Source organism: Microbacterium fluvii (genome assembly GCF_025515205.1).
Taxonomy (GTDB): Bacteria; Actinomycetota; Actinomycetes; order Actinomycetales; family Microbacteriaceae; genus Microbacterium; species Microbacterium fluvii.
The window spans coordinates 28,533-50,901 of the sequence record NZ_JAOPFX010000001.1; the positions used below are offsets into that span (position 1 = coordinate 28,533).

At 70.7% G+C, this 22,369-nt stretch carries 21 protein-coding genes and 1 pseudogene; 17 read left to right on the plus strand and 5 right to left on the minus strand.

Features of this window, described 5'->3' with window-relative positions; all coding sequences use genetic code 11:
- Positions 1 to 30: 30 nt before the first annotated feature.
- The 11 genes from OAW74_RS00175 (at position 31) to OAW74_RS00225 (ending at position 13,201) form a co-directional block, all read left to right on the plus strand.
- Positions 31 to 213 carry a hypothetical protein gene (locus tag OAW74_RS00175; RefSeq protein ID WP_262872318.1) on the plus strand — a complete coding sequence of 61 codons (183 nt, stop codon included), beginning with the start codon at positions 31 to 33 and terminating at the stop codon, positions 211 to 213.
- A gap of 141 nt (positions 214 to 354) precedes the next feature.
- Complete coding sequence (locus OAW74_RS00180; protein ID WP_262872319.1) at positions 355 to 750, plus strand: YciI family protein; 396 nt, start codon at positions 355 to 357, stop codon at positions 748 to 750.
- Positions 751 to 806: 56 nt separating this feature from the next.
- A complete protein-coding gene (locus tag OAW74_RS00185; RefSeq protein WP_262873889.1) occupies positions 807 to 1,991 on the plus strand; it encodes an RNA polymerase sigma factor in 1,185 nt (394 codons plus the stop codon).
- Between the two features lie 63 nt (positions 1,992 to 2,054).
- Positions 2,055 to 3,236, plus strand: a complete 1,182-nt coding sequence (locus OAW74_RS00190; RefSeq protein ID WP_262872320.1) for a sensor histidine kinase — start codon at positions 2,055 to 2,057, stop codon at positions 3,234 to 3,236.
- Entirely contained in the window at positions 3,233 to 3,895 is a 663-nt protein-coding gene (locus OAW74_RS00195; RefSeq protein ID WP_262872321.1) for a response regulator transcription factor, read from the plus strand. The genes OAW74_RS00190 and OAW74_RS00195 overlap by 4 nt, the downstream gene beginning before the upstream one ends.
- Before the next feature lie 76 nt (positions 3,896 to 3,971).
- A complete protein-coding gene (locus tag OAW74_RS00200) occupies positions 3,972 to 4,676 on the plus strand; it encodes an ABC transporter ATP-binding protein (protein WP_262872322.1) in 705 nt (234 codons plus the stop codon).
- Positions 4,673 to 5,971: an ABC transporter permease gene (locus OAW74_RS00205; protein WP_262872323.1), complete on the plus strand. Its 1,299-nt coding sequence runs from the start codon at positions 4,673 to 4,675 to the stop codon at positions 5,969 to 5,971. The genes OAW74_RS00200 and OAW74_RS00205 overlap by 4 nt, the downstream gene beginning before the upstream one ends.
- A 126-nt stretch (positions 5,972 to 6,097) precedes the next feature.
- Positions 6,098 to 7,801, plus strand: coding sequence for a SulP family inorganic anion transporter (locus OAW74_RS00210; RefSeq protein ID WP_262872324.1), 1,704 nt, complete (start codon positions 6,098 to 6,100; stop codon positions 7,799 to 7,801).
- 73 nt (positions 7,802 to 7,874) lie between these two features.
- Positions 7,875 to 9,749 (plus strand): alkyl/aryl-sulfatase, encoded by a 1,875-nt coding sequence (locus tag OAW74_RS00215; RefSeq protein ID WP_262872325.1) that lies wholly within the window; start codon positions 7,875 to 7,877, stop codon positions 9,747 to 9,749.
- A gap of 36 nt (positions 9,750 to 9,785) precedes the next feature.
- Positions 9,786 to 11,087 carry an LCP family protein gene (locus tag OAW74_RS00220; protein ID WP_262872326.1) on the plus strand — a complete coding sequence of 434 codons (1,302 nt, stop codon included), beginning with the start codon at positions 9,786 to 9,788 and terminating at the stop codon, positions 11,085 to 11,087.
- A gap of 35 nt (positions 11,088 to 11,122) precedes the next feature.
- The gene (locus OAW74_RS00225) at positions 11,123 to 13,201 is read left to right on the plus strand and encodes a bifunctional lysylphosphatidylglycerol flippase/synthetase MprF (RefSeq protein ID WP_262872327.1); all 2,079 of its coding nucleotides are present in this window, start codon (positions 11,123 to 11,125) and stop codon (positions 13,199 to 13,201) included.
- Positions 13,202 to 13,203: 2 nt separating this feature from the next.
- Here the strand turns inward: OAW74_RS00225 and OAW74_RS00230 are convergent, their stop codons facing one another.
- A complete protein-coding gene (locus OAW74_RS00230) occupies positions 13,204 to 13,980 on the minus strand; it encodes an alpha/beta fold hydrolase (RefSeq protein WP_262872328.1) in 777 nt (258 codons plus the stop codon).
- 72 nt (positions 13,981 to 14,052) lie between these two features.
- Here OAW74_RS00230 and OAW74_RS00235 point away from each other — a divergent pair, with 72 nt between their 5' ends.
- Complete coding sequence (locus OAW74_RS00235) at positions 14,053 to 15,045, plus strand: FUSC family protein (RefSeq protein ID WP_262872329.1); 993 nt, start codon at positions 14,053 to 14,055, stop codon at positions 15,043 to 15,045.
- Between the two features lie 7 nt (positions 15,046 to 15,052).
- Here OAW74_RS00235 and OAW74_RS00240 read toward each other — a convergent pair whose 3' ends face one another.
- Entirely contained in the window at positions 15,053 to 15,646 is a 594-nt protein-coding gene (locus OAW74_RS00240; RefSeq protein ID WP_262872330.1) for a TetR/AcrR family transcriptional regulator, read from the minus strand.
- An 81-nt stretch (positions 15,647 to 15,727) separates the two neighbouring features.
- Between OAW74_RS00240 and OAW74_RS00245 the strand changes: the two genes are divergently transcribed.
- Together OAW74_RS00245 and OAW74_RS00250 are read left to right on the plus strand one after the other, a co-directional pair.
- Entirely contained in the window at positions 15,728 to 16,924 is a 1,197-nt protein-coding gene (locus tag OAW74_RS00245) for a hypothetical protein (RefSeq protein WP_262872331.1), read from the plus strand.
- Between the two features lie 84 nt (positions 16,925 to 17,008).
- Positions 17,009 to 18,589, plus strand: coding sequence for an SLC13 family permease (locus OAW74_RS00250; protein WP_262872332.1), 1,581 nt, complete (start codon positions 17,009 to 17,011; stop codon positions 18,587 to 18,589).
- 32 nt (positions 18,590 to 18,621) lie between these two features.
- Here the strand turns inward: OAW74_RS00250 and OAW74_RS00255 are convergent, their stop codons facing one another.
- Both OAW74_RS00255 and OAW74_RS00260 read right to left on the minus strand, forming a co-directional pair.
- Positions 18,622 to 19,146, minus strand: coding sequence for a ribonuclease H family protein (locus tag OAW74_RS00255; RefSeq protein WP_262872333.1), 525 nt, complete (start codon positions 19,144 to 19,146; stop codon positions 18,622 to 18,624).
- Between the two features lie 233 nt (positions 19,147 to 19,379).
- On the minus strand, positions 19,380 to 20,441 hold the full coding sequence (locus tag OAW74_RS00260; RefSeq protein WP_262872334.1) for an SDR family NAD(P)-dependent oxidoreductase: 1,062 nt from the start codon (positions 20,439 to 20,441) through the stop codon (positions 19,380 to 19,382).
- A gap of 51 nt (positions 20,442 to 20,492) precedes the next feature.
- Here OAW74_RS00260 and OAW74_RS00265 point away from each other — a divergent pair, with 51 nt between their 5' ends.
- Both OAW74_RS00265 and OAW74_RS00270 read left to right on the plus strand, forming a co-directional pair.
- Positions 20,493 to 21,071 carry a TetR/AcrR family transcriptional regulator gene (locus OAW74_RS00265; RefSeq protein WP_262872335.1) on the plus strand — a complete coding sequence of 193 codons (579 nt, stop codon included), beginning with the start codon at positions 20,493 to 20,495 and terminating at the stop codon, positions 21,069 to 21,071.
- 10 nt (positions 21,072 to 21,081) lie between these two features.
- Positions 21,082 to 21,402, plus strand: a complete 321-nt coding sequence (locus tag OAW74_RS00270; RefSeq protein ID WP_262872336.1) for a DUF7882 family protein — start codon at positions 21,082 to 21,084, stop codon at positions 21,400 to 21,402.
- Positions 21,403 to 21,530: 128 nt separating this feature from the next.
- Here the strand turns inward: OAW74_RS00270 and OAW74_RS00275 are convergent.
- A pseudogene (locus tag OAW74_RS00275) lies at positions 21,531 to 21,827 on the minus strand (DUF7882 family protein); the annotation flags it as partial.
- Positions 21,828 to 21,871: 44 nt separating this feature from the next.
- On the opposite strand from OAW74_RS00275, the gene OAW74_RS00280 reads away from it, so the two are divergent.
- Positions 21,872 to 22,360 (plus strand): glutaminase, encoded by a 489-nt coding sequence (locus OAW74_RS00280; protein WP_262872337.1) that lies wholly within the window; start codon positions 21,872 to 21,874, stop codon positions 22,358 to 22,360.
- The last annotated feature ends 9 nt before the right edge of the window (positions 22,361 to 22,369 follow it).

Consider the following 22,369-nt stretch of genomic DNA (forward strand, 5'->3'; position numbering starts at 1 on the left):
GGTTAGCGTCGCGACGACGAAGGAGTCGAGATGAACACCGAAGACGATCGCAACGCACAGACCCCGCAACACGACGAAGAGGGCACGACCAAGCCCGGCGGGCTCGGCAAGGACGGCACCATCCCCAACGAGCCCGACGGGGTGGCGGCGGGGCACACCGGTGAGCCGTCGACGTTCGAGCCTGAGGAAGACGAGGCCGCTCCCGACGCGTGACGGCGACGCTGGTCGGCGGACTCTTCTCGGCCCTAGTGTCGTATCCGAGCGTGGCCGTTCGTGGATCTCATAGGCGGCCACCGGGGCCGTCGCGACCGAGAGCCGCGAGACGGCTCTCGTCCCGATGAGAAGGAGACGACAGTGCCGAAATACCTGATCGCATTCAACGACGAGTGGGTGCCGCCGCAGACCACCGAGCAGCTGCTGACCAAGAGCGCGGCCTCGAACGCCCTGCTCGACGAGATGACGGAGGCCGGCGTCTTCCTCTTCGCCGAGGGCGGCATCGACGCCTCGACCGCGATCTTCAGCGTCGTGTGCGACGGCGGCGAGCCGGTGTTCACCGACGGTCCCTTCGCCGAGACGAAGGAGCATCTCGGCGGGTTCACGGTCATCGAGGCCGCCGACGACGAGGCGGCGCGCTACTGGGCGGGCCGCATGGCCGTCTCTCTCGACTGGCCGCAAGAGGTGCACCGGTTCCCGGACGGCATGGACGAGATCGTCGAGCACCACGCCGTCGATGCGGTGGTGGAGTCGTAACGCCCACTCCCGTCGATCAGGCGATCGCCCGCGCCCACCGCGAGGAGTGGGCGCGGCTGGTCGCCGTGCTTGCGCGGCGGTTCGGCGATCTCTCCCTGGCAGAGGATGCCGCATCCGACGCCTTCGTCACGGCGCTGGAGCGCTGGCCGGGCGAGGGCGTGCCGCCCAACCCCGGCGGCTGGCTCACCACCACCGCGACCCGCAAGGCGATCGACCGGCTGCGACGCGAATCGCAGCGCGACGACAAGCACCAGGCGGCCCGCATGCTGCACGACGACACTCCGCCGGAGCCGATCGGCGCGGTCGACGACGACCGGCTGCGGCTCGTGTTCATCTGCTGCCATCCCGTGCTGTCGATCGAGGCGCGCGTCGCTCTGACACTGCGGCTGGTCGGCGGACTCACCGTCGTCCAGATCGCCCACGCGTTTCTCGTGCCGCAGGCGACGATGGCGCGGCGCATCACCCGCGCGAAGGCGAAGATCGCGGCGGAGCGCATCTCCTATCGGATGCCGTCGGCATCCGACCTGCGAGAGCGGCTGGCCGGAGTGCTCGCGGTGATCCTTCTCGTCTTCAACGAGGGGTATCTCGCGACGACGGGCGACGAGCCGGTGCGCGCCGACCTGGCCGACGAGGCGATCCGGCTGGGGCGCCTGCTGCACGGGCTGCTTCCTGACGAGGGGGAGGTGACGGGGCTTCTGGCCCTCATGCTGCTCGCCGACGCTCGGCGCGAAGCGCGGGTGACCGGGGCGGGAGAGCTCGTGATCCTCGACGAACAGGACCGTGCCGCGTGGAACCGCCCGCAGATCGCCGAGGGCCATGCCCTCGTGCGCGAGCGGATCGCCGCGGTCGCCGCCGGCGCCGAGCCGCCGGGGCGCTTCCAGCTGCTCGCCGCGATCAACGCGGTGCACACCTATCCCGCCTCTGCCGCCGACACCGACTGGGGCCAGATCGTCGCGCTCTACGACCGCCTGATCGCCGTCGACCCCTCGCCGATCGTGCGGCTGAACCGTGCCGTGGCGGTGGCCGAGCTCGACGGCCCCGACGTGGCGCTCGCCGAGGTCGAGCGGGTCGCCTCGGCCCTTGACGGGTACCACGCCTTCCACGCCGCCCGCGCCGAGCTGCTCCGGCGGGCGGGGCGCGACGGCGACGCGCGCACGGCGTACGACCGCGCCATCGCGCTGGCGGGCAACGCGGCCGAGCGCGCGTACCTCAGCCGACGGCGCGACCAGCTCGCCGGCTGAGCGCCGGGTGGGATACCACGCCAGGGTGACGCGCCCCGCACGGCCACGCGACAGACTGGGGGCATGACCGGCGACCTCGACACCGCACTCCCGCGGCTGCATCCGTCGCCGCCGGCATGGGTGGGCGATCTGATCGCGGTGCTGCTGATCGTCGCGATCGCGTTCGCCCCCTTTCCCGACGACGACTTCCGTGCGACGACGCCGCTCACGTGGATCCTCGTGCTGCTGCCGGCGGGGCTCGTCGTGCTGCGCCGGCGATGGCCGATCCCCGTGCTCGCCGCGTGCGTCGGGGTGTACGCGGCTCTCATGCTGCTGGGGGTCGTCTCGCTCGGTGCGGGGCTCGCCCTCGCCGTCGCGGCGTTCGGCGCCGCGAACCGGGTGCCGCGCCGCACCGGACTCATCGCGATCGCCGTGGTCGAGGCGGTCGTGATCGGTGTGAGCGTGCTGGTGTCGCTGCGCGGCGGCTTCGATCCGCGCACCGTGCAGGTCGCGCTCGCCATCGCCTTCGCCGCTGCGGCAGGCGATGCCACCCGCTCGCGCCGCGAGTACCTGCAGGCGGTGATCGACCGCGCTCGGCGCGCGGAGGAGACGAAGGATGCCGAGGCGCACCGCCGCGTGAGCGAAGAGCGCCTGCGCATCGCGCGCGACCTGCACGACGCGGTCGCGCACCAGATCTCGGTCATCAGTCTCAACGCCGGCGTGGCCTCGGCCTCCCTCGACGCGCGGCCCGAGAAGACCCGTGAGTCGCTGGCCACCATCCGCACCGCCTCCCGCGCCGTGCTGGGCGAGATCGGCGACCTCATGGCGGTGCTGCGGGCAGGCGACGACACGGCGTCCGGCCCCGCGCCGCAGCCGACGCTCGCCGAGCTCGACGCGCTCACGGCGGCCTTCGCCGAGACGGGCCTCGAGGTGGCGCTGCGCGTGGAGGGCGACCTCGCGGCGGCACCGCCGTCGGTCTCGCGCGTCGCGTACCGGGTCGTGCAGGAGGGGCTGACGAACGCCCTCAAGCACGGCGCCGACGGCCGCGCCCACGTGCTCGTGCACGCGGGCGCGCACGACCTGCAGGTCGTCGTCACGAACCCCGTGGCCGCGGCATCCGCAGAATCGGGCGAAGCTCGAGGCGGCTACGGCCTGGTTGGGCTGCGCGAGCGGGTCGCCTCGGTGCGCGGTGTGGTCGAGACCGGGCTCGTGCCGGGCGGGTTCCGCCTCGCCGCCGAGATCCCCTACCCCGAGGAGCCGCGATGACCACCGTGCTCGTCGTCGACGACCAGGCGCTCATCCGCGCCGCCGTGCGCGATCTGCTCGACGCCGACCCCGACATCGACGTCGTCGGCGAGGCGGTCGACGGCCGCGAGGCGGTGGATCAGGCGCGGATGCTGCGCCCCGACGTCGTGCTGATGGACATCCGCATGCCGCGGCTCGACGGCATCGCCGCGACGGCCGAGATCTGCGCCGACCCCGCTCTGGAAGAGACGCGAGTGCTCATCCTTACGACCTTCGAAGAAGACGAGTACCTCGTCGCGGCGCTGCGGGCGGGCGCGAGCGGCTTCATCGGCAAGGGCGCCGAACCCGACGAGATCGTGCGGGCGGTGCACTCCGTGCACGCGGGCGACGCTCTGCTCTCACCTGCGGCGACCCGCAGCCTCATCACGAAGTACGTGCTGCCGCATCCGTCTTCCGCAGCGGTTCCAGAGGAGCTCGCCGAGCTCACCGAGCGCGAGCGCGAGGTGCTGCTGCTGGTCGCCCGCGGCCGCTCGAACGACGAGATCGCGGCCGACCTGTTCATCTCGCCGCACACAGCCAAGACCCACCTCAAGCGCATCATGACCAAGCTTGCCGCGCACGACCGGGCGCAGCTGGTGATCCTCGCCTACGAGAGCGGGCTGCTGACCCCCGGCAGCTGAGATACCCCGGCGAGGGTACGCCAGGTGTCACCAGCGGGGGGACGCGCGCGAGGGCACCGCCGACAAGGCTGGAAGCATGACTTCAGCCCTCCCCGACACCCTGCTGTCGATCACCGACATCACCAAGACCTATGGCCGCGGCCAGAACCGCTTCGACGCGCTCCGCGGAGTGAGCCTTGACATCCGCGAGGGCGAGAGCCTCGCGATCGTCGGCAAGAGCGGTTCGGGCAAATCGACCCTCATGCACCTGCTCGCCCTGCTCGACGAGCCGTCGACCGGCACCATCGTGCTCTCGGGCGCCGACCCCCGGCGCCTCCGCGGCCGCTCGCTCAACCGCACCCGCAACAAGACGTTCGGCTTCGTCTTCCAGCAGTTCTTCCTCACTCCGAGCGCGACCGTGCTCGACAACGTGATCCTGCCGATGAAGATCGCCGGCGTCGGCCGCCGCGAGCGCCGCCGCCGAGGCATGGCCGCCCTCGAGCAGCTGGGCCTGGCCGACAAGGCGAAGAACAAGGCGACCGACCTGTCGGGCGGGCAGAAGCAGCGCACCGTCATCGCGCGGGCCCTGGTCAACAACCCTCGCGTCATCTTCGCCGACGAGCCCACGGGCAACCTCGATTCGGCCACCGGCGCCGTGGTCGAAGACATCCTCTTCGACCTCAACCGCGAGCACGGCATCACCCTCATCGTCGTCACCCACGACGAAGACCTGGCCGCCCGCTGCGACCGCCGCATCCACATCAAAGACGGGCTCATCGTCCCCGCGGAGGTGGCGGCATGAACACCGGCGACCTCATCACGACCGCGGCGGCCAACACCTTCCGCTCCAAGACGCGCTCGATCCTCACGATCCTCGCGATCTTCGTGGGGGCGTTCACCCTCACGCTGACCGGCGGCCTCGGCACGGGCATCAACGCCTACATCGACGACACGGTCAGCGGGGTCGGCGCCTCCGACGCCATGACGGTGACCAAGGTGCAGGATTCGGGCGTCACCTCGCCCGGCGACTCCGGACCCGTCGAATACGACCCGGATGCCGTCTCGACCGGCATCCCGGGGCAGACCGTCATCTCGCTCACCCCCGACGACATCGACACGATCGAGGGGATCGATGGGGTGCTCGATGTGCAGGCGAGCCGCACCATCAGCCCCGACTACATCGTCTACGGCGACGGCACGAAGTTCGTCGCGTCGGTGGGAAGCCTCGTGCCGGGGCAGACGACGCTGCTGACGGCGGGCGTCGCGCCCGACCCCGACAGCGCGGAGTACGAGGTGGGGCTCCCCGACAGTTACGTCGAGCCGCTCGGATTCGACTCCGCCGAAGATGCCGTGGGCTCCACCATCTCGATCGCCATCACCGACGCGAACCGCGAGCAGCACGTGCTCGAGGCCACCGTCGTGGGCGTGACGGAAGAGAGTCTCGCGTCTCCGCTGGGCTCCAGCATCCTGCTCGGAGATTCGCTGAGCGACGCGCTGTTCGAGGCGCAGAGCACGGGGCTGCCCGCCGACCAGGCCGACCGGTTCGCGTCGGCGACCGTGTGGTTCGACCCCGACGCGACGGATGCCGAGATCGACGCGCTGAAAGACGCGCTGGCCGACGAGGGCTTCACCGGCACGACCGTCGCCGACCAGCTCGGCACGATCACGAGCGTCATCGACGGCATCGTGCTGGTGCTCAACGGCTTCGCCGTCATCGCGCTGCTGGCCGCGAGCTTCGGCATCGTCAACACGCTGCTGATGAGCGTGCAGGAGCGCACCCGCGAGATCGGCCTCATGAAGGCGATGGGCATGGGCTCCGGCCGCGTCTTCTCGCTGTTCAGCCTGGAGGCCGTCTTCCTCGGGTTCCTCGGCAGCGCGATCGGCGCCGGCGTCGCGATGATCGCCGGCACCGCGATCAGCGGAGTGCTGTCGGCGGGGCTGCTCGCAGACCTCAACGGGCTGAGCCTCATCGCGTTCGACCCGGCATCGATCGCGACGATCATCGGCGTCGTGATGGTCATCGCGTTCCTGGCGGGGACGCTGCCCGCGTGGCGGGCGGCGAAGGCCGACCCCGTGGAGTCGCTGCGCTACGAGTGAGCCGCGGCCGGCGGCGGGCGTGGGACCCGTCGCCGGCCGTCTCGCTCTGGCCGGGTGCCGACGTCCTGCCCTAACGTCGTACCCGTGAGAGCGACGGACCCTCCGTCGCACGAAGCGGAGCGGACCGTGGGTGACTCCCAGCGCGCGACGAAATTCGGAAGGCCGACCGGCAAAGACGTCATCTCGGGCCTGGTCACCGGTCTGTTCTCGATCCCCGAGGGCATGGCCTACGCGAGCATCGGCGGGTTCGCCGCGCCGCTGGGGCTGTGGTCGGGGGTCGTGCCCACGATCGTGGGTTCGGTCTTCGCCCGCACGGTGCTCATGGTGACGACCCTCACGAGCGCCATCGCGCTGTCGGCGCAGAGCGTGCTCGCCGACGCCGGGCTCGACGCGGGTGACGTGGGGGCGCTGGCCACCCTGACGGTGCTCGTGGGCGTCGTCATGCTGATCCTCGGACTGCTGAAGCTCGGATCGGTGATGTCGTACGTGTCGACCGCCGTCATGGCGGGTTTCACCACCGGCATCGCCGTGCAGATCCTCGCGGGGGTCATCGGCGACGTCACCGGCTACGACCCCGACGCCCACAACACGGTCCTGAAGTTCGTGGACGCGTTCGCCCACATCGGCGAATGGGATGCGGTGGCCCTGCTGGTCTCGTTCGCGACAGTGGCCGTGTGGTTCCTCATCCGACTGGTCCGACCGCTGCGCAGCTATGCGCTGCTGGGCGCTCTCGTGATCGTGTCGGTGGTGGTCGGGCTGCTGCACACCGGGGTGGAACTCGTCGCCGACATCGCGGCGGTGCCGCGCTCGCTGCCGCCGTTCACTCTGCCCGACCTGGGGGCGTTCCCCGCGCTGATCACCGGCGCGGTCGCGATCGCGCTGGTGGCGCTCGCGCAGGCCGCCGGCATCGGTGCGGCCGTCCCCAACCCCGACGGCACCCGCTCCGACACCTCGAAGGACTTCTCCGCCCAGGGCGTCGCCAACATCGCCGGAGGCTTCTTCGGCGCCCTGCCGACCGGCGGCTCGCTCTCGCGCACCGGCGTGGCCACGAGCGCCGGTGCCCAGACGCGGTGGTCGGGCATCTTCGCGGGGGTGTGGCTGGCGGTCATCGTGCTCGTGGTGGGGCCTGTCGCGGGGCAGATCCCGATGGCGGTGATCGGCGGCCTCATGCTCGTCGTCGGCGGCGAGATCATCGTCGGCCGAGCCCGCGACATCGGGCTGGTGCTGCAGACCTCGGTGTTCTCGGCCGTCGCCATGATCGCGACCTTCGTGGCCACCACGATGCTGCCGCTGCAGCAGGCGATCTTCCTCGGGGCGGGGCTGTCGATCATCCTCACGGCGATCAGCGTGGGGCGCACGGCTCGGCTGACCGAGTTCACGCGCGACGTGGCCGGGGGGTGGACGGTCGCCGACCCGCCCTCAGAGCTGCCCTCCGGGAGGACGACGGTGCTGCACTACTGGGGTGCGGGGTTCTTCTCGGAGGTGAACCGGCTGCAGGAGGAGTGGCCGGACAGTGCGCAGGCGACGGATGCCGCCGTCGTGCTGTCGCTGCGCGGCTCGGCGCAGGTGCCGTCGGCCACCTTCCTCAAGGCGCTCGAGAAGGAGGTCGCGGTGCTGCGCTCCCGCGGCATCCACATCGTCGTGTGCGGCGTGCCTGAGCGCCAGCTCGCCGTGCTGCGCCGCACGGGAGCGCTCGAGCGGATCGGCGCCGACCGGGTGCTGCCATCGGAAGCCTCGCTCACCGGCGCCGTCGAGCGCGCGTGGGAACTGGCCGAACGGCTGCGCACGGCGCCCGACGAAGCAGCGGGGCAGGTGTCGCCGGATGCTTGAGGTCGGTCGCCGGACGTGTTTGCATGGCCGGTGGGGCACAGCGCCCTGATCACCCCCCAAGAGGGAGACACCCATGCAGCAGAACGCCGCGACCGAGGCCATCATCGCTCAGCAGCGCACGCTGCGCGAGACGCTGCCGTTCGACGACACCCGCGACTTCGCACAGGCCGACCGCGGCTACCTCGGCACGATCGCGGGCGGCGCCATCACCGCCCCCGACGGCAGCGTCGTGTGGGACACCGAGGAGTTCGACTTCATCGCGGGCGATGCTCCAGACACCGTCAACCCGAGCCTCTGGCGCCAGGCCACGCTCGTTGCCAAGCACGGGCTGTACGAGGTCGTCGAGGGCGTCTACCAGGTGCGTGGGTTCGACCTCTCCAACGTCAGCTTCATCGAGGGCGACTCCGGGGTCATCGTCATCGATCCGCTCATCTCGAAAGAGACCGCCGCCGCCGCCCTCGCGCTCTACCGCGAGCACCGCGGAGACCGCCCCGTGACGGCGGTGATCTACACGCACTCGCACATCGACCACTTCGGCGGCGTCTTCGGCGTCACGACGGCGGAGGAGGTCGCGTCGGGGGCCGTGCAGATCATCGGCCCCGCCGACATGGTCGGTCACGCCGTCGCCGAGAACGTCTACGCCGGTGTCGCGATGGGTCGCCGAGCCGGCTACATGTACGGCGCCGCCCTCGAGCGCGGGCCTCGGGGTGCGGTCGGGGCCGGCCTCGGCCAGTCGACCTCGACCGGAAGCGCCGGCATCCTCGTTCCCACCCTCGATGTGCACGAGACGGGTGAGACGCACGTGATCGACGGCCTCGAGATCGAGTTCCAGATGGCGCCGGGCACCGAGGCCCCCGCCGAGATGCACTTCTACTTTCCCAAGTACCGCGCGCTGTGCATGGCGGAGAACGCGACCCATACCCTGCACAACCTGCTGACGCTCCGAGGCGCGGTCGTGCGCGACCCGCACGTGTGGTCGCGCTACCTCACCGAGGCGATCGAGACGTTCGGCGACCGCACCGACGTCGTCTTCGCCTCGCACCACTGGCCCACATGGGGCGCCGACGAGATCCGCGAGTTCATCGGACAGCAGCGCGACCTCTACGCCTACCTGCACGACCAGACCCTTCGGATGCTCAACCAGGGCCTGACCGGAACCGAGATCGCCGAGGTCATCGAGCTGCCGCCGGCGCTCGTGAACGCCTGGAACACCCACGGCTACTACGGCTCGGTCAGCCACAACGTCAAGGCGATCTACCAGCGCTACATGGGCTGGTTCGACGGCAATCCCGCCCGCCTCTGGCCGCACCCGCCCCAGCCGCTCGCCGAGCGCTACGTCGCCGCGATCGGCGGCATCGATCGGGTCGTCGAGCTCGCGCGGATCGCCTATGAGGGGGGCGACTTCCGCTGGGCGGCGACGCTGCTCGACCACGCTGTGTTCGCCGACCAGACGCACGAGGCCGCGCGTTCGCTCTATGCCGACACCCTGGAGCAGCTGGCCTACGGGGCCGAGAACGGCACGTGGCGCAACTTCTTCCTCTCCGGGGCGACCGAGCTCCGCGGCGAGAACTTCGGCACTCCGACCACCACGAACGCCCCGGAGATCGTCGCGCAGCTCAGCCCCGAGCAGGTGTTCGATGCCATCGCCATCTCGATCGACGGGCCGAAGGCGTGGGATCTCGACCTCGCCTTCGATGTCGTGCTCAGCGACCTGGGCCGGTCGTTCCGCGTGACGCTGCGCAACGGCGTGCTGGTCTACGTCGAGAAGGCTGCCGATTCGGGCACCGCTCAGGCGACGCTCACGCTGACCAAGCCGCGGCTCATCGCACTGCTCGGCGGCGACACCCAGAGCGACGGCTTGGAGCTGACAGGCGACACCGAGGTTCTGGGGCGTCTGCTGTCGGTGACCGTGCAGGGCGACCCGTCGTTCAATATCGTGACCCCGTGACGCGAGCCGCATGTGCCCTGTCTGCGATAGCGCGTCGTGAGCGCGCACCACCCGAAGCGACGGCACGCCGTCGCTCGCCACGGACAGCTCACCTCGCCGCATCCGCTCGCCCGACTGGGGATCATCGCGGCCGTCACGGTGGCGGTGCTGGTGGTGTCGATCGGAAGCGTCGCAGGGTTCGCCGTCTGGGAATCGCTGCGAACGATCACGGTGAACGCCGTCGAGATCGAGCAGGACGCGGATGCTGCCCCGCTGCCGCCGTCGATCGGCGAGATCGAGGGCGGCGCGAACGTGCTCGTGGTCGGCACCGACTCGTGCGAGGGACAGGACATCGCCCAGTTCCCCCGGTGCGCGCACGACCCCGGCGGCGAACGCAACGACGTGACGATGCTCGTGCACATCGGCGACAACCCGCACCGCGTGACGGTCGTCTCGTTCCCTCGAGACATGCTCGTGCCGATCCCCTCGTGCCCCCGTGCCGACGGCACCGGATCGTATGCCGCGATGAGCTCGCAGATGATGAACGCCAGCTACATGTACGGCGGGCTGCCGTGCACCGTGATGACGGTCGAGGCGCTCACCGGCATCGACGTGCAGTTCGCCGCCGCCGTGCGCTGGACCGGGGTCATCGAGATGTCCGACGCGATCGGCGGCGTCGAGGTGTGTGTGTCTGAAGACATCTCCGACCGGCACACCGGGCTGAACCTGACCGAGGGCACGCACACGCTCGAGGGCGAGGAGGCGCTGCAGTTCCTGCGCATCCGCCACGGCATCGGCGACGGCTCCGACCTCGGACGCATCTCGAACCAGCAGCAGTTCATGAGCTCTCTCGTGCGCAAGCTGCAGAGCGAGGGGACCCTCTCCGACCCGTCGAAGCTGTTCTCGCTGGCATCCACCGCGTTGCAGCAGGTCAATGATCACCAGCTGATCCTCGACAAGAACCTCGCCGATCCGACTCGCATGGTGCAGATCGCGATGGCCGTGAGGAGCGTGCCCTACGACGAGATCGTCTTCGTGCAGTACCCCACCACCTATGCGGCCGACGGCAGCCACGTGCTGCCGGTGACCTCGGCGGCAGACGTGCTGTTCGACGCGCTGCGCGCGAACAAGGCGATCGAGCTCACCGGCGAGTCGAGTCAGGGCAACGGCGTCACCGTGATCGGCGAGGCGACCCCCACCCCGAAGCCCACGGCCAGTGCGACTCCGACCGCCACGGCGACGCCGGGCGGGACACTCAGCCCCACCCCCACCCCCACGGAGGCGGCCGTCGAGCTGCCGGGCAGCATCGCCGGTCAGACGGCGGCACAGGTGACGTGCACCAACAAGGAGCACGGCTGATCGCCCGGCGGAGGCGGATGTGCCAGGGTGAACGCATGACCGAGGTCGCAGCGAGGACGTCGGCGCGCCGACGCATCGGTACGGTGCTCGCGCGATTCCCGGTGACGCTCGGGCTGGTTCTGGCGATCCTGGCCGCCGGGGTGATCTGGCAGGGGCTGTGGACGCCCTTCGAAGACAGCGCGTGGTTCGATCGGGTGGCCTACGGCCTGCCCGCGCTGGAGGCGGGCCGGTGGTGGACGCCGATCACGGGTGCCTTCTTCGTCGTTCAGCCCTGGGTGTACCTGCCGACCATCCTGGCACTGTGCGGAATGGCCTTTCTCGAGCACATGCGCGGCTGGAAGGTGGCGCTCGCCTACTTCTGGATCGGCCACCTCTTCGCCGTCTTCGCGACGGCGTTGACGGTGTGGCTCCTCGCCTTTGTTGAGAAGTGGGCGTGGGCGCAGGAGCAGGCCGCGACGCTCGACGTCGGCCCGAGTGCAGGAGCATTCGCGTGCATGGCGGCCGCCGCGGGGCTGTTCGTCACGCCGTGGCGTGTGCGGGCGTGGCTGGTGCTGCTGGCAACGGCCATCGTCGGGCTGCTGTTCCTCGGAACCGTCGCCGACCTCGAGCACGTGTTCGCGGCACTGCTCGTTCTCGGCGTCGACCGCTCGCTGCACCTGTCGAAGACGACCGTGCGAGAACAGCGCCTCATCGCGTTCCTCGCGATGCTGAGCTTCGCAGCCATCGAGGTGATCTTCGCGCTCGTGCCCACCGACGGCCCGTTCGGCACCTCCGAGCCCCTGTCGGGGTCGGTGTGGACCACGGTGTTCGACGTGATCGTCGTCGTGCTGATCTCCGACGGACTGCGTCGGGCGCGCCGGTGGGCGTGGATCGTGGCGGTGGTGCTGCTGTCGTTCAACGTGCTTCTGGCGGCTCTGCTGGGCGTGCTGGTCGTGTTGGGCTCCGCGCTCGGGGTGCGAGGGCTGTTCGACGCCGAGGTGTCGCTCGACCTCGCGGGCGGCGTGCTCGCCCTGCTCGTGCTCATCTATCTCGTGCGGGTGCGTGCCGCGTTCCGCTGGCGGCGCCGTGGCGCGCTCGGCCTGCTGCCGGCACCCGACGTCGACGAGGCGCGGGCGCTGCTGCGCGCGTCCGGAGGCGGCACCATCTCGTGGATGACGACGTGGGAGCCCAATGCCTACGCCCGCACGTCGACCGGGATCATCGCCTATCAGCGGCGGGCGGGGGTGGCTCTCGCGCTGGCCGACCCGCTCGGGCCCGAAGTCGGTCGTGCGCAGTCGATCGCGGAGTTCATCGACCTCAGCCAGCGCGCCGGACTCACCCCGTGCTTCTTCAGCGTCGGCGAGCCGACGCGGCAGGCAGTGCCCGAGGGGTGGCGCAGCATCGTCGTCGCCGACGACACGATCGTCGATCTGCCGGGGCTCGCCTTCACCGGCAAGAACTGGAACTCGGTGCGCACCTCGCTCAACCGCGCAGGGCGCGAGGAGATGACCTTCCGCATGACGCGCCTGCGCGACGAGCCGTGGGGCGTCCAAGCCCAACTCGAGGCCATCTCGGCGATGTGGGTCGGCGACAAGAGCCTGCCCGAGATGGGATTCACGCTCGGCACGCTCGCGCAGGCCGAAGACCCCGAGGTGCGGCTCGCGCTCGCGATCTCGCCGCGGGGCGACGTCGACGGGTTCCTCTCGTGGCTGCCGGTCTACGGCGAGGGGGCTGTGCGCGGGTGGACCCTCGACCTGATGCGCCGCCGCGAGGGTGGGTTCGGCCCGGTGATGGAGTACCTCATCGGCATGTCGGCCACGCACTTCCGCGATGAGGGCGCCGAGATCATGTCGCTGTCGGGTGCGCCCCTGGCCCACGAGTATCCAGAGGGCGCCGGCGTCATCGCGGATCTGAGCGAGCGGCTGGCTGACATGCTCGAGCCGGTCTACGGGTTCCAGTCGCTGCACCGCTTCAAAGAGAAGTTCCACCCCCGCTACGAGACGATGTACCTGCTCTTCCGCGACGAGACCGACCTCCCGCGCATCGGCGCGGGGCTGACCAGGGCGTTCCTGCCCGACGCGACTCTGCGGCAGTTCGCCGGTGCCGGTCTCGAGCTCGTGCGCCGCGACGACTGACGTCAGCTCAGGCGGTCGGCGATCACCTTCGCCGTGGCGGCCGGGTCGGCGCGGTGCATGACCGACTCCGGCACGATCACCAGCTCTGCCTCCGGCAGTGCCGCGTGGAGCCGGTCTGCGGCGGAGATCAGCATGGGGAAGGTCTGCTGCCCGCGCAGGATCGTGATCGGATCCGGCACTCCCAGCATCCGTTCGGTCGGGGTCGAGACCTGCCTGGTCAGCCGCGCGTCGTAGACGGTGGACTGCGCGAGCAGTGCGAGGGACGCCGTCATTCCGGACGCGCGCATGCCCTCGACCATCTCGGGCGGGAGGCCCACGCCCTCGAGCTGGAAGGTCGCGACGGCGTCTTGGAGCAGACCCTCGTCGACGAGGCGCTGCAGTCGGTCGGCGAGGTCGTCGGCCGGCTCGTCCACTCCGAAGTGGAACGGCGGCTCGGAGAGGAACAGGGCACCCGTGGGTACCCCGAGCGATGCGGCGAACAGCGCGAGCACGGCGCCGGACGAGTGGCCGAGCACGCCCTCGACCCCGCCCGCCGCCGCGATGACGGCGGCGAGGTCTTCGGCCTCGCGCTCGGGGGCGGAGTCTCTGGCATCGCCGCTCGCGCCGCGGGCCCGGCGATCCCACGTGACCACCCGGAAGCAGGCGTCGGCCAGCGCGGCGGCGAGTTCGGCGGCATCGGCAGCAGTCGACATCGCGCCGTTGACGATGACGATCGCCGGCCCGTCGCCGGTCGTGTCGAAGAAGATCTCGGTGCCGTCGGCCGATGTCGTCGTGGTCATGCAGTCAGACAAGCACGGGCCGCCGACACGCGCCACTACCGCTGCCCTGCCGCCGTCGTGGATAGTGGGCGGGTGACCGATTCGCCCGCCGTCGCCTGGTCGTGGCGCAACGCCGCGCACGGTGCGGTGCTCGCGCTCCCCGCGGCGGTGCTCGGCTTGCTCGATCCGTCGCTCGCCCTTCCGCTGGCCGTCGGCGTGCTGCCTGCCGCCGCGCTCGGGCTTCGGAGCACCCGGCAGGAGCGTGCACTGGTGATGGTGGTGGGGGCGACGGCCGCGATCTCGCTCTTCCTCGGTGCCGCCGTCTCGCCATGGCCGGTGGTCGCCGTCGTCACGGTCTTCGTGCTCTGCGTCTTCGTGGCGACTCTGGCAGCCGATCCCACACGCCGGCTCGCCCCGCTCGTGCTGACACTGGGACTCCCTCTCTACGGGGCGGGGCTCTCGGAGGGGTCGTGGGCCAAAGGGCTGGCCGCGGCCGCACTGCTGCTGGCGGGTACGGTCTACGGATGGCTGGTCTCGCTCGCGTGGCCGGAGGGGGCGGCATCCGCTCGCCCGTCGCACGCCACAGCGCCGCGGTCATTCCTCATCGTCTACGGCGTGCAGATCGGGCTGGCCGCGGCGGTCGGCGCGGCACTGGGATACGCGCTCGGAGTCGATCACCCCGGGTGGGCCTGTGCGGCAGCCCTGCTGGTGAGCCGCCCCGACCGCGCGCAACTGGATGCGCGTGCGTGGGGACGATCGATGTCGGTGATCGCCGGCGCGCTGGCCGCTGCGCTGATCGCTGTGCTCGCACTGCCTCCGGCGGGGCTCTCGGTCGTGCTGATCGCGCTGCTCGGGGCCGCTGCGGGTGTCTCCGGGAGTCGCTCGTACATCTTTCCGTTCTTCTCGACCGCACTCGTGCTCGCACTGCTGATCGGTGACGAGCCGCAGACGATCGGGCACTGGCTCGTCGAGCGCGTCGTACTCACGATCGTCGGCGTGCTGCTCGCGCTCGGCGCCGCATGGCTGGTTCCGGCTGTCGCCCGGCGGCTGGGGGCCGCCGGGCAGGCGTCGAGATCTGAGCCGTGAACGACCCTCACTCGGCGTGAGGGAGGAGGCCGGGGAGGGCCGCGAGGAACGCGTCGCCGTCGAACTCGTCGAACAGTGCGCTCTGCAGCACGAACCCGGGGATGAGGCTCATCGTCACGGGAGCAGTCGCGTGCGCCCACCGCGCCGGATCGTCCGGCACCTGGTCGGGATGCGCCACGGCCCACCGCTGGAGAGCGTCTGCGATGGTGCCGCGCATGTCGCCGAGGGTGTGCTGCAGCAGGGTGCGCAGCTCGGGATCGACAGTCGCCTCTCCCCACACCTGGATGAGCACGGGCAGCGGTGCCTCGCTGCGCACGCCCTGCACGAGCAGCTGCGCGATGCCGGCAGGCGAGAGTGTGCGCTCGGTCTCGGCGAGGGCGAGCTCGGCCCGCCGTGCATCGAGGATGCGGGCGGCGACGGTGAGCACGAGGTCCGACTTGCTCGGGAAGTAGCCGTAGATGGCGCCGGCCGACAGGCCCGACTCGGCGATGATGTCGGCCATCGAGGTGCGCTGGTAGCCCGACCGCTTGAAGCAGCCCAGTGCGGCGTCGACGATCTCGGCGCGCCGCGCCTCGCGCTTGGCATCGCTGATCTTCGGCATCGGCGCCCTCCTGTTTGACAACTGTATCCGCCGGTCTCATTATAAAGAACGATCATTCGTTTTGTTTTGAAAGGCAGTGCCATGAGCACTCAACCCCCGGTCCTCGACCCAGAGGCCACCGTCCGCACCTCGTGGGCGCGCGTGCCCCTCATCGCCGCCGCGCTCTCGCTCGTGGTGGGCGTGATCCTGCTGGCCTTCGCGTGGCCGGCGGTCACGGCATCCGCCCACGATCTTCCCGTCGGCATCGTCGGCACCGACGAGCAGGTCGATCAGGTGACCGACGCCATCGACGAGAAGGCCGACGGCGCCATCGAACTCATCCGCTACGACGACCGCGACGCCGCCGTCACCGCCATCGACGAGCGGCAGGCCTACGGCGCCATCGTGCTCGGCGCCGAGCAGACTGACGCGCCCGAGGTGCTCAAGGCGACGGCGGCGAACTCCTCGGTGGCCCAGATGCTCGACGGCATCGCCGCGACGCTGCAGACCCAGATCGACGCGCAGATCCTCAGCGCTGTCGAGGCGAACATCGCCACGGCGCAGGAGAAGGCCGCAGAGAGCGTCAAGGCCGCGATCCAGGCCGCCGTGCAGGCGGCACTGTCGGGGCAGACGCCCGAGGCGCCCTCGACCGGCGACACCGCCGCGATCGAGATCCCCACGATCACGGTCGAGGTGACCGATCTGGCCCCGTTCGCCGACGCCGACCCGCGGGGCGCGGGCCTCACCGCCGCGATGTTCCCGCTCGTCATGGGCGGCATGATCGGCGGCATCGGCCTGACGCTGCTCGTCAAGGGCGGCGGCGGACGTCGCGCCGTGGGAGTGGTCGTGTACGCGGCGGCCGCGGGCATCGTGCTGGCGGGCGTCCTGCAGGGCGCGTTCGGTGCGCTGCAGGGCGACTGGTGGCTCAATGCCGCGGCGATCGCGGTGTCGATCGGCGCGATCTCGGGAACGATCACGGGCCTGGCCGGCCTCATCGGGCCGGCAGGCGTCGGCGTGGGTGCGGCGTTCACGATGCTCGTCGCCAACCCCATCTCGGCGGCGACGCTGCCCGTGGAGTTCATCGCGGCGCCGTGGGGCGCGATCGGCCAGCACCTGCCGCCTGGAGCGGCTGCGACCCTCATCCGCAACCTGTCGTACTTTCCGGATGCCGACGTCTCGGGCGCCTGGACGCTGCTGATCGTGTGGGCCCTCGTCGGCCTCACGCTCACCGCGATCGACATCCCCGGCCGCCGGCTGCGGGCGGGCGTGTCGCGGGCCGAGCACCCGCTGACCACCTGATCCGAAGCGGTTCGACTCGTGCGCCACGGGTGAGATTCGCTCTCACCCGTGGCGCGCGGCGCGTTAGTCGCTAGCGTGGGCGGGGTGGACCCGGTGACCTGGACTTTCCTCATCCTCGGCCTCGCCGTGCTCGCGTTCTTGAGCACCAAAGTGCCCCTCGTGATCGTGGCGATGGGCGTCGCGCTTGCGCTCTGGGCCACCGGGGTTCTCACCCTCAATGAAGCGCTCGCCGGCTTCGGCGACCCGACCGTGGTCTTCATCGCGGCACTGTTCGTGGTCAGCGAGTCGCTCGATGCCACGGGAGTCACCGCCTGGATAGGCCAGACCGTCGTCGGGCGTGCCGGCACGCGCCCTCGCCGGCTCATCGCGATCGTGGGCGCGATCGTGGCACTGCTCGCGGGCTTCATCAGCATCAACGGCGCCGTGGCGGCCCTGCTGCCGGTCGTGGTGGTCGTCGCGATCCGTGCGGGCCTTGTTCCCTCCAAGCTGCTGATCCCACTGGCCTTCGCCGCCAGTGCGGGGTCGCTTCTCACGCTTGCCGGAAGCCCTGTGAATCCGGTGGTGTCGGAGTTCGCCGCCGCCAGCGGCGGTCGTGCATTCGGCTTCTTCGAGTTCGCCCTGGTGGGTGTGCCGCTGGTGGCGCTGACCCTGCTCATCGTCGCGGTCCTCGGGCCACGGCTGCTTCCCGACCGCACGCCGGAGGCGCTGACGGTCGCCGCCGATCCGCAGGCCGCTGCCGCCGGCATCCGTCAGAGATACGAGGTCGACCTGTCGACCACGGCGATGTTCAGCGTGCGCGAGGGCGTCGTAGAGGTGCTCATCGCGCCGAACTCCCACTACATCGGCCGCACCGTCGCCCCCGGCATGGCCACGAAAGACGAACGGCTGGTGATCCTCGCCCTGCACCGCGGTGGCGCCGATGCGACCGACGCCGACTCCGACGGATCGCTCACACTCCAGGCAGGAGACGCGATTCTCGTTCAGGGGCCGTGGGCGGCGCTGGACCGCTACGTGCAATCGCCCGACGTCATCGCGACGACACCGCCCCAGGCGCTGCAGCGGGGCGTGCCGCTGGGGCGCGGAGCCAAGCGCGCGCTGGTGATCCTCGCGGCGATGATCGTGATGCTCGCGACGGGCGTCGTGCCGCCCGCGGTCGCCGCGCTGCTGGCCGCAGGAGCGCTCGTGATCACGCGCGTGCTCACGGTGCCGCAGACCTACCGCGCCATCTCGTGGACCACCGTGATCCTCATCGCAGGAATGCTGCCGCTGGCCACGGCATTCTCGACCACCGGTGCCGCCGACGTCGTCGCCGACCTCGTGCGCACCTCCGTGGGTCGGTCCTCTCCGCACTTGGCGCTGCTGGTGCTGTGCCTCGTCACCCTGGTGTTCGGTCAGTTCATCTCGAATGTCGCCACCGTGCTCATCGTGGCGCCGATCGCCGTCTCCCTGGCCGGCTCGATGCACGTGAGCGTGCAGCCGTTCATGATGGCGCTGTGTGTCGCGGGCGCGGCGGCGTTCTTGACGCCGATCGCCACACCGGCCAACACGATGGTGATGCAGCCGGGCGGATACCGCTTCGGCGACTACTGGCGGCTGGGGGTGCCTCTCGCGCTCGTGTTCTTGGCCGTCGCAGTACTCGTGACGCCGCTCATCTGGCCGTTTTGACGCGCGCAGCGCGCGTATCGAGACCCTTCCCATCACCGCTTCTTGACGGGATCCACCGAGACGTCGATCTTGTCCTGAGCGCCCAGCGACGACCACGCGCTGGCCTTGCCGGCGGCGGCATGGGCTGCGGCGCGCACCGCGCGCTCGTCGGCCCACTCGTTGAGGCGGTGGCCGCGGTGGCCCCGCACGTGCTCGAGCTCGACGTCGGGAAGCCCCGCCGCCCGCCGTGCGTCGCGCACGTCGATCAGCTGCTCGAGGATGTCCTGGTTCTTCACGGGCGCCTTGGCCGCCGTCTTCCAGCCGCGGCGGCGGTGGCCGTCCATCCACTTCTCGTAGGTGTCGATCGCGTACTTCGAGTCGGCCTGCACGTGCAGGTGCGTCACGTCGCCGTGATCGCGGATCGCGTAGAGCAGCGCGAGCAGCTCGCCGATGTTGTTGGTGCCCTCGACCAGCGATCCGGCCGCCCAGTGCCCGTCTTCTCCGACCCACGCCCAGCCGGTCGGCCCCGGGTTGCCCTTGCATGCGCCGTCGGTGGCGACGGTGTATCGATCGACCATGTCCTGCTCTCTGAGAAGTGCCCCAGCCAGGGTAACCACCGCGCGGGCCCGGCGCTGCAGCATCCGCCCGCCTCCTCGCCTCGGGCGAGGAGAATGCGGCAGGCGAGGGCTGGAATCGGCGATGCGATACTCGCTTCGCGAGACTTCCTCGCCTCGGGCGAGGGCGGGGCGGATGCTGAACGCAGCGGCGCCCCGGAGGCCGAAGCCGCCGGGGCGCCGCCACCCAGGGGGGATTACGCGGCCGACCAGCCTCCGTCGGAGGCGAGGGTGACACCGTTGATGTTCACGCCGTCGTCGCTCAGCAGGAAGGTGATGGATGCCGCCAGCGCCTCGGCCTCGGCGGCGTCGGGCAGGATCGTCATCGCCAGCTGCACGCGCTCGGCGCCCAGCGGCGAGGCGAAGCTGGCCTCGATGTTGGTGATGGTGGGTCCGGGCGCCACGGCGTTGCAGCGGATGCCGCTCGGGCCGTACATGAACGCCGTCGACTTCGTCAGGCCCACGACCGCGTGCTTCGATGCCGTGTAGGCGGCGCCGGCGGCCGAGCCGCGCAGGGCCGCCTCGCTGGCGGTGTTGACGATCGAGCCGCCGCCCTGAGCGAGCATCGTGGGGATCACGGCGCGCATGAGCTTCATGGTGCCGGTCACGTTGATGCGGATCACGCGCTCCCACACGGCGTCGGACATGTCGCCCACGGGCGTCATGTCGTCCATGATGCCGGCGATGTTGGCGAGGGCGTCGATCGTGCCGCCGGCCGCCTCCACGATGCGGGCGACGCCCGCGTCGTCGGTGATGTCGGCGGTGAGGGGCACGATGTCGGCACCGGCGTGCTCGGCGACGAACTCGTCGAGGCGCTCCTGGCTGACGTCCACCGCGATGACGCGGCCGCCCTCTCGCGCGACGCGCGACGCGGTGGCGCGGCCGATGCCCGAACCCGCGCCCGTGACGATGACGGTCTGCCCGGTGAACCGGCCCTGGTCGAGGCGCTCGGTCCACTCGCGCAGTTCGACGGCGGCGGGGGCTTCGGCCTGCTCCTCGCTGTCGGCGACGGGGGTGGTGGCGACAGCGGTCGGCACGAGGCCCGACTGCACGCGGCCGACCATGTCGTCGAGCATCTGCTGCGTGAACGCGCCCTTGCTCAGCTTGACGAGTCGCTTGATCGCCAGGCGCCGCACGGGCTTGAAGACCTCGGGAGTCTGCCCGCCCGCGGCGAGCATCTCGGTGAGGATGGCATTGCCCGCCGGGTCGGCGAGCCAGTCGGCGATCGAGGAGTCGCCGGAGAGGGTCTTGTTGCCCATGATGTTCCAATCTCTGAACCGGACATCTATGTCCGGTAATAGGCTACGTCCATGTCGCCCCCAGAGGAAGCGCCGGCGAAGACCAATCGCGGGCCGGCCGCCGGCCCCGAGAACCGGCGGGCGCTCATCGCCGCGGCGCGCGAGCTGTACGCGCGCGACGGCTTGAGCACTCCCTTCAGTGCGATCGCCAAGCGGGCGGGCGTGGGCCAGGGCAGCCTCTATCGGCACTTCCCCGATCCGACCGCGCTGGCAGCCGCCGTGTTCGAAGACAACGTGGGCGAACTCGAGGCCTACGTCGCTCCCGCCGATCGCACGCTGGAAGACCTCTTCGACGCCATCGTCGGGCAGGCCGTCACCTCCACGGCGCTCATCGACCTCATCGGCGCGCATCGGCACGACCCCGCGGTCTTCCGGCTCGGCGAGCGGTTCCGCGCCGTCGTCGAGACCCTGCTCGAGCGCGAGCACGCGGCGGGCAACGTCGGCGCGCACGTCGAGCCAGAAGACGTCATGCTGGCGGTCGGGATGCTGGGCGGCGAGCTCGCCCGCAGCGACGAGAGTGAGCGACCCGACGTCGCCCGACGCGCCAGGGTCATCTTCCGCACGGCGTTCGCGCCCTCGTCATCGCACTAGGCTCGGCGACATGGGGAGATTCATCTACGACACCATGTCGAACTCCGTCGACATCGACGATCGCACGCTGGCTCACCTGCGCATCGTCGTGATGAACAAGCTGCGCCGCGCCGAGTCGTTCATGTTCGACGTCGAGATGGGAGACGGCAGCGGGCGCCGCAGCTTCTGGATGCACCCCGGCGTGCCGATCCAGTTCCACTTCTTCGGCAGCCGTCAGCCGCGCATCAACCGCGCCTGGGTCGAAGACCTCATGCAGGCGGCGAGCGGACCCAACGGCCTGACGATCACGCCCGAGCCCCCAGAAGACGCGGCGCCGCTCATCGACGGCTGATCCGCCTACCGCGGGTCGTCCTGCTCGCCCTCGACGGCGAGGTGCTCGACCGACATCTCATCGACGGCCATCCGCGAGATCTCCACCGCCGCGGGGTTCGGGTCGACGATCGGGATGGGGCCCGTGACGATGTGCTCGGGCACCAGCATGATGCCGCCCGACGAGTTGGCCGAGTTGGCAAGGTCTTCGATCCACTCGCGGCTCAGCTCGGTGGGCTCGGGATCGTCGAAGACGAACCGCAGCGGGATCGACGGGTGCATCCAGATCGTGCTGCGCCCGCGGGGCTCGTCGTCGGGGTGACGCCACGACACCGTGAAGCTCTCGTTGCGGCGGAGTTTGGTGGCGATGACCACTTTGAGGTGCGCGAGCGCCCGGTCTTCGATGTGGATCGGCGTGGCGGTGCCCCCGTAGTAGATCGTCCCCATGGGGCGAGGATAACCCGGAACGGCCGGTCGATTAGCCTGTGCGGGTGACCGCGTTCGCCAAACTGCTCGCCGCCGCCCGGCGCCGACTCGCCGCTGCGCCGCGCGAGTCGCTCGGAGAGGTCGTCGCACCCCGCCGCATTCTCGGGATCCCCCGCGCCGAGCGCATCGTGCCCTGCGGCACCGCCTGGCACCTGGGGGTGCTCCTGCTCACCGACGACGCGGTGCTGGCCACCGGCGAGATCGTGCGGGCGCACGAAGACGTGCGCCGAGGATTCGCCGCCGAGTCCCAGCGCCGCCGCGCCGAAGTGGCGGCGGCCGCCCGGCGGGGCGGGTTCGCCGAGGGGCAGACGGTGCACATCGGGTGGCGGATGCTGGAGCTGCCCGGCGGCGAGGACGCTGCGGCATCCGACCCGCTGCGCCTGATCGACGGCGTGCCGTCGGTGCGCTGGAGCGCCGGCGGCGGATATGTGCCGCTGGCGGCATATCTCGACGAGCGGGTGGGACTGCTGCTCGAGCCTCCCGCCGGCGCATAAGCGGTCGCC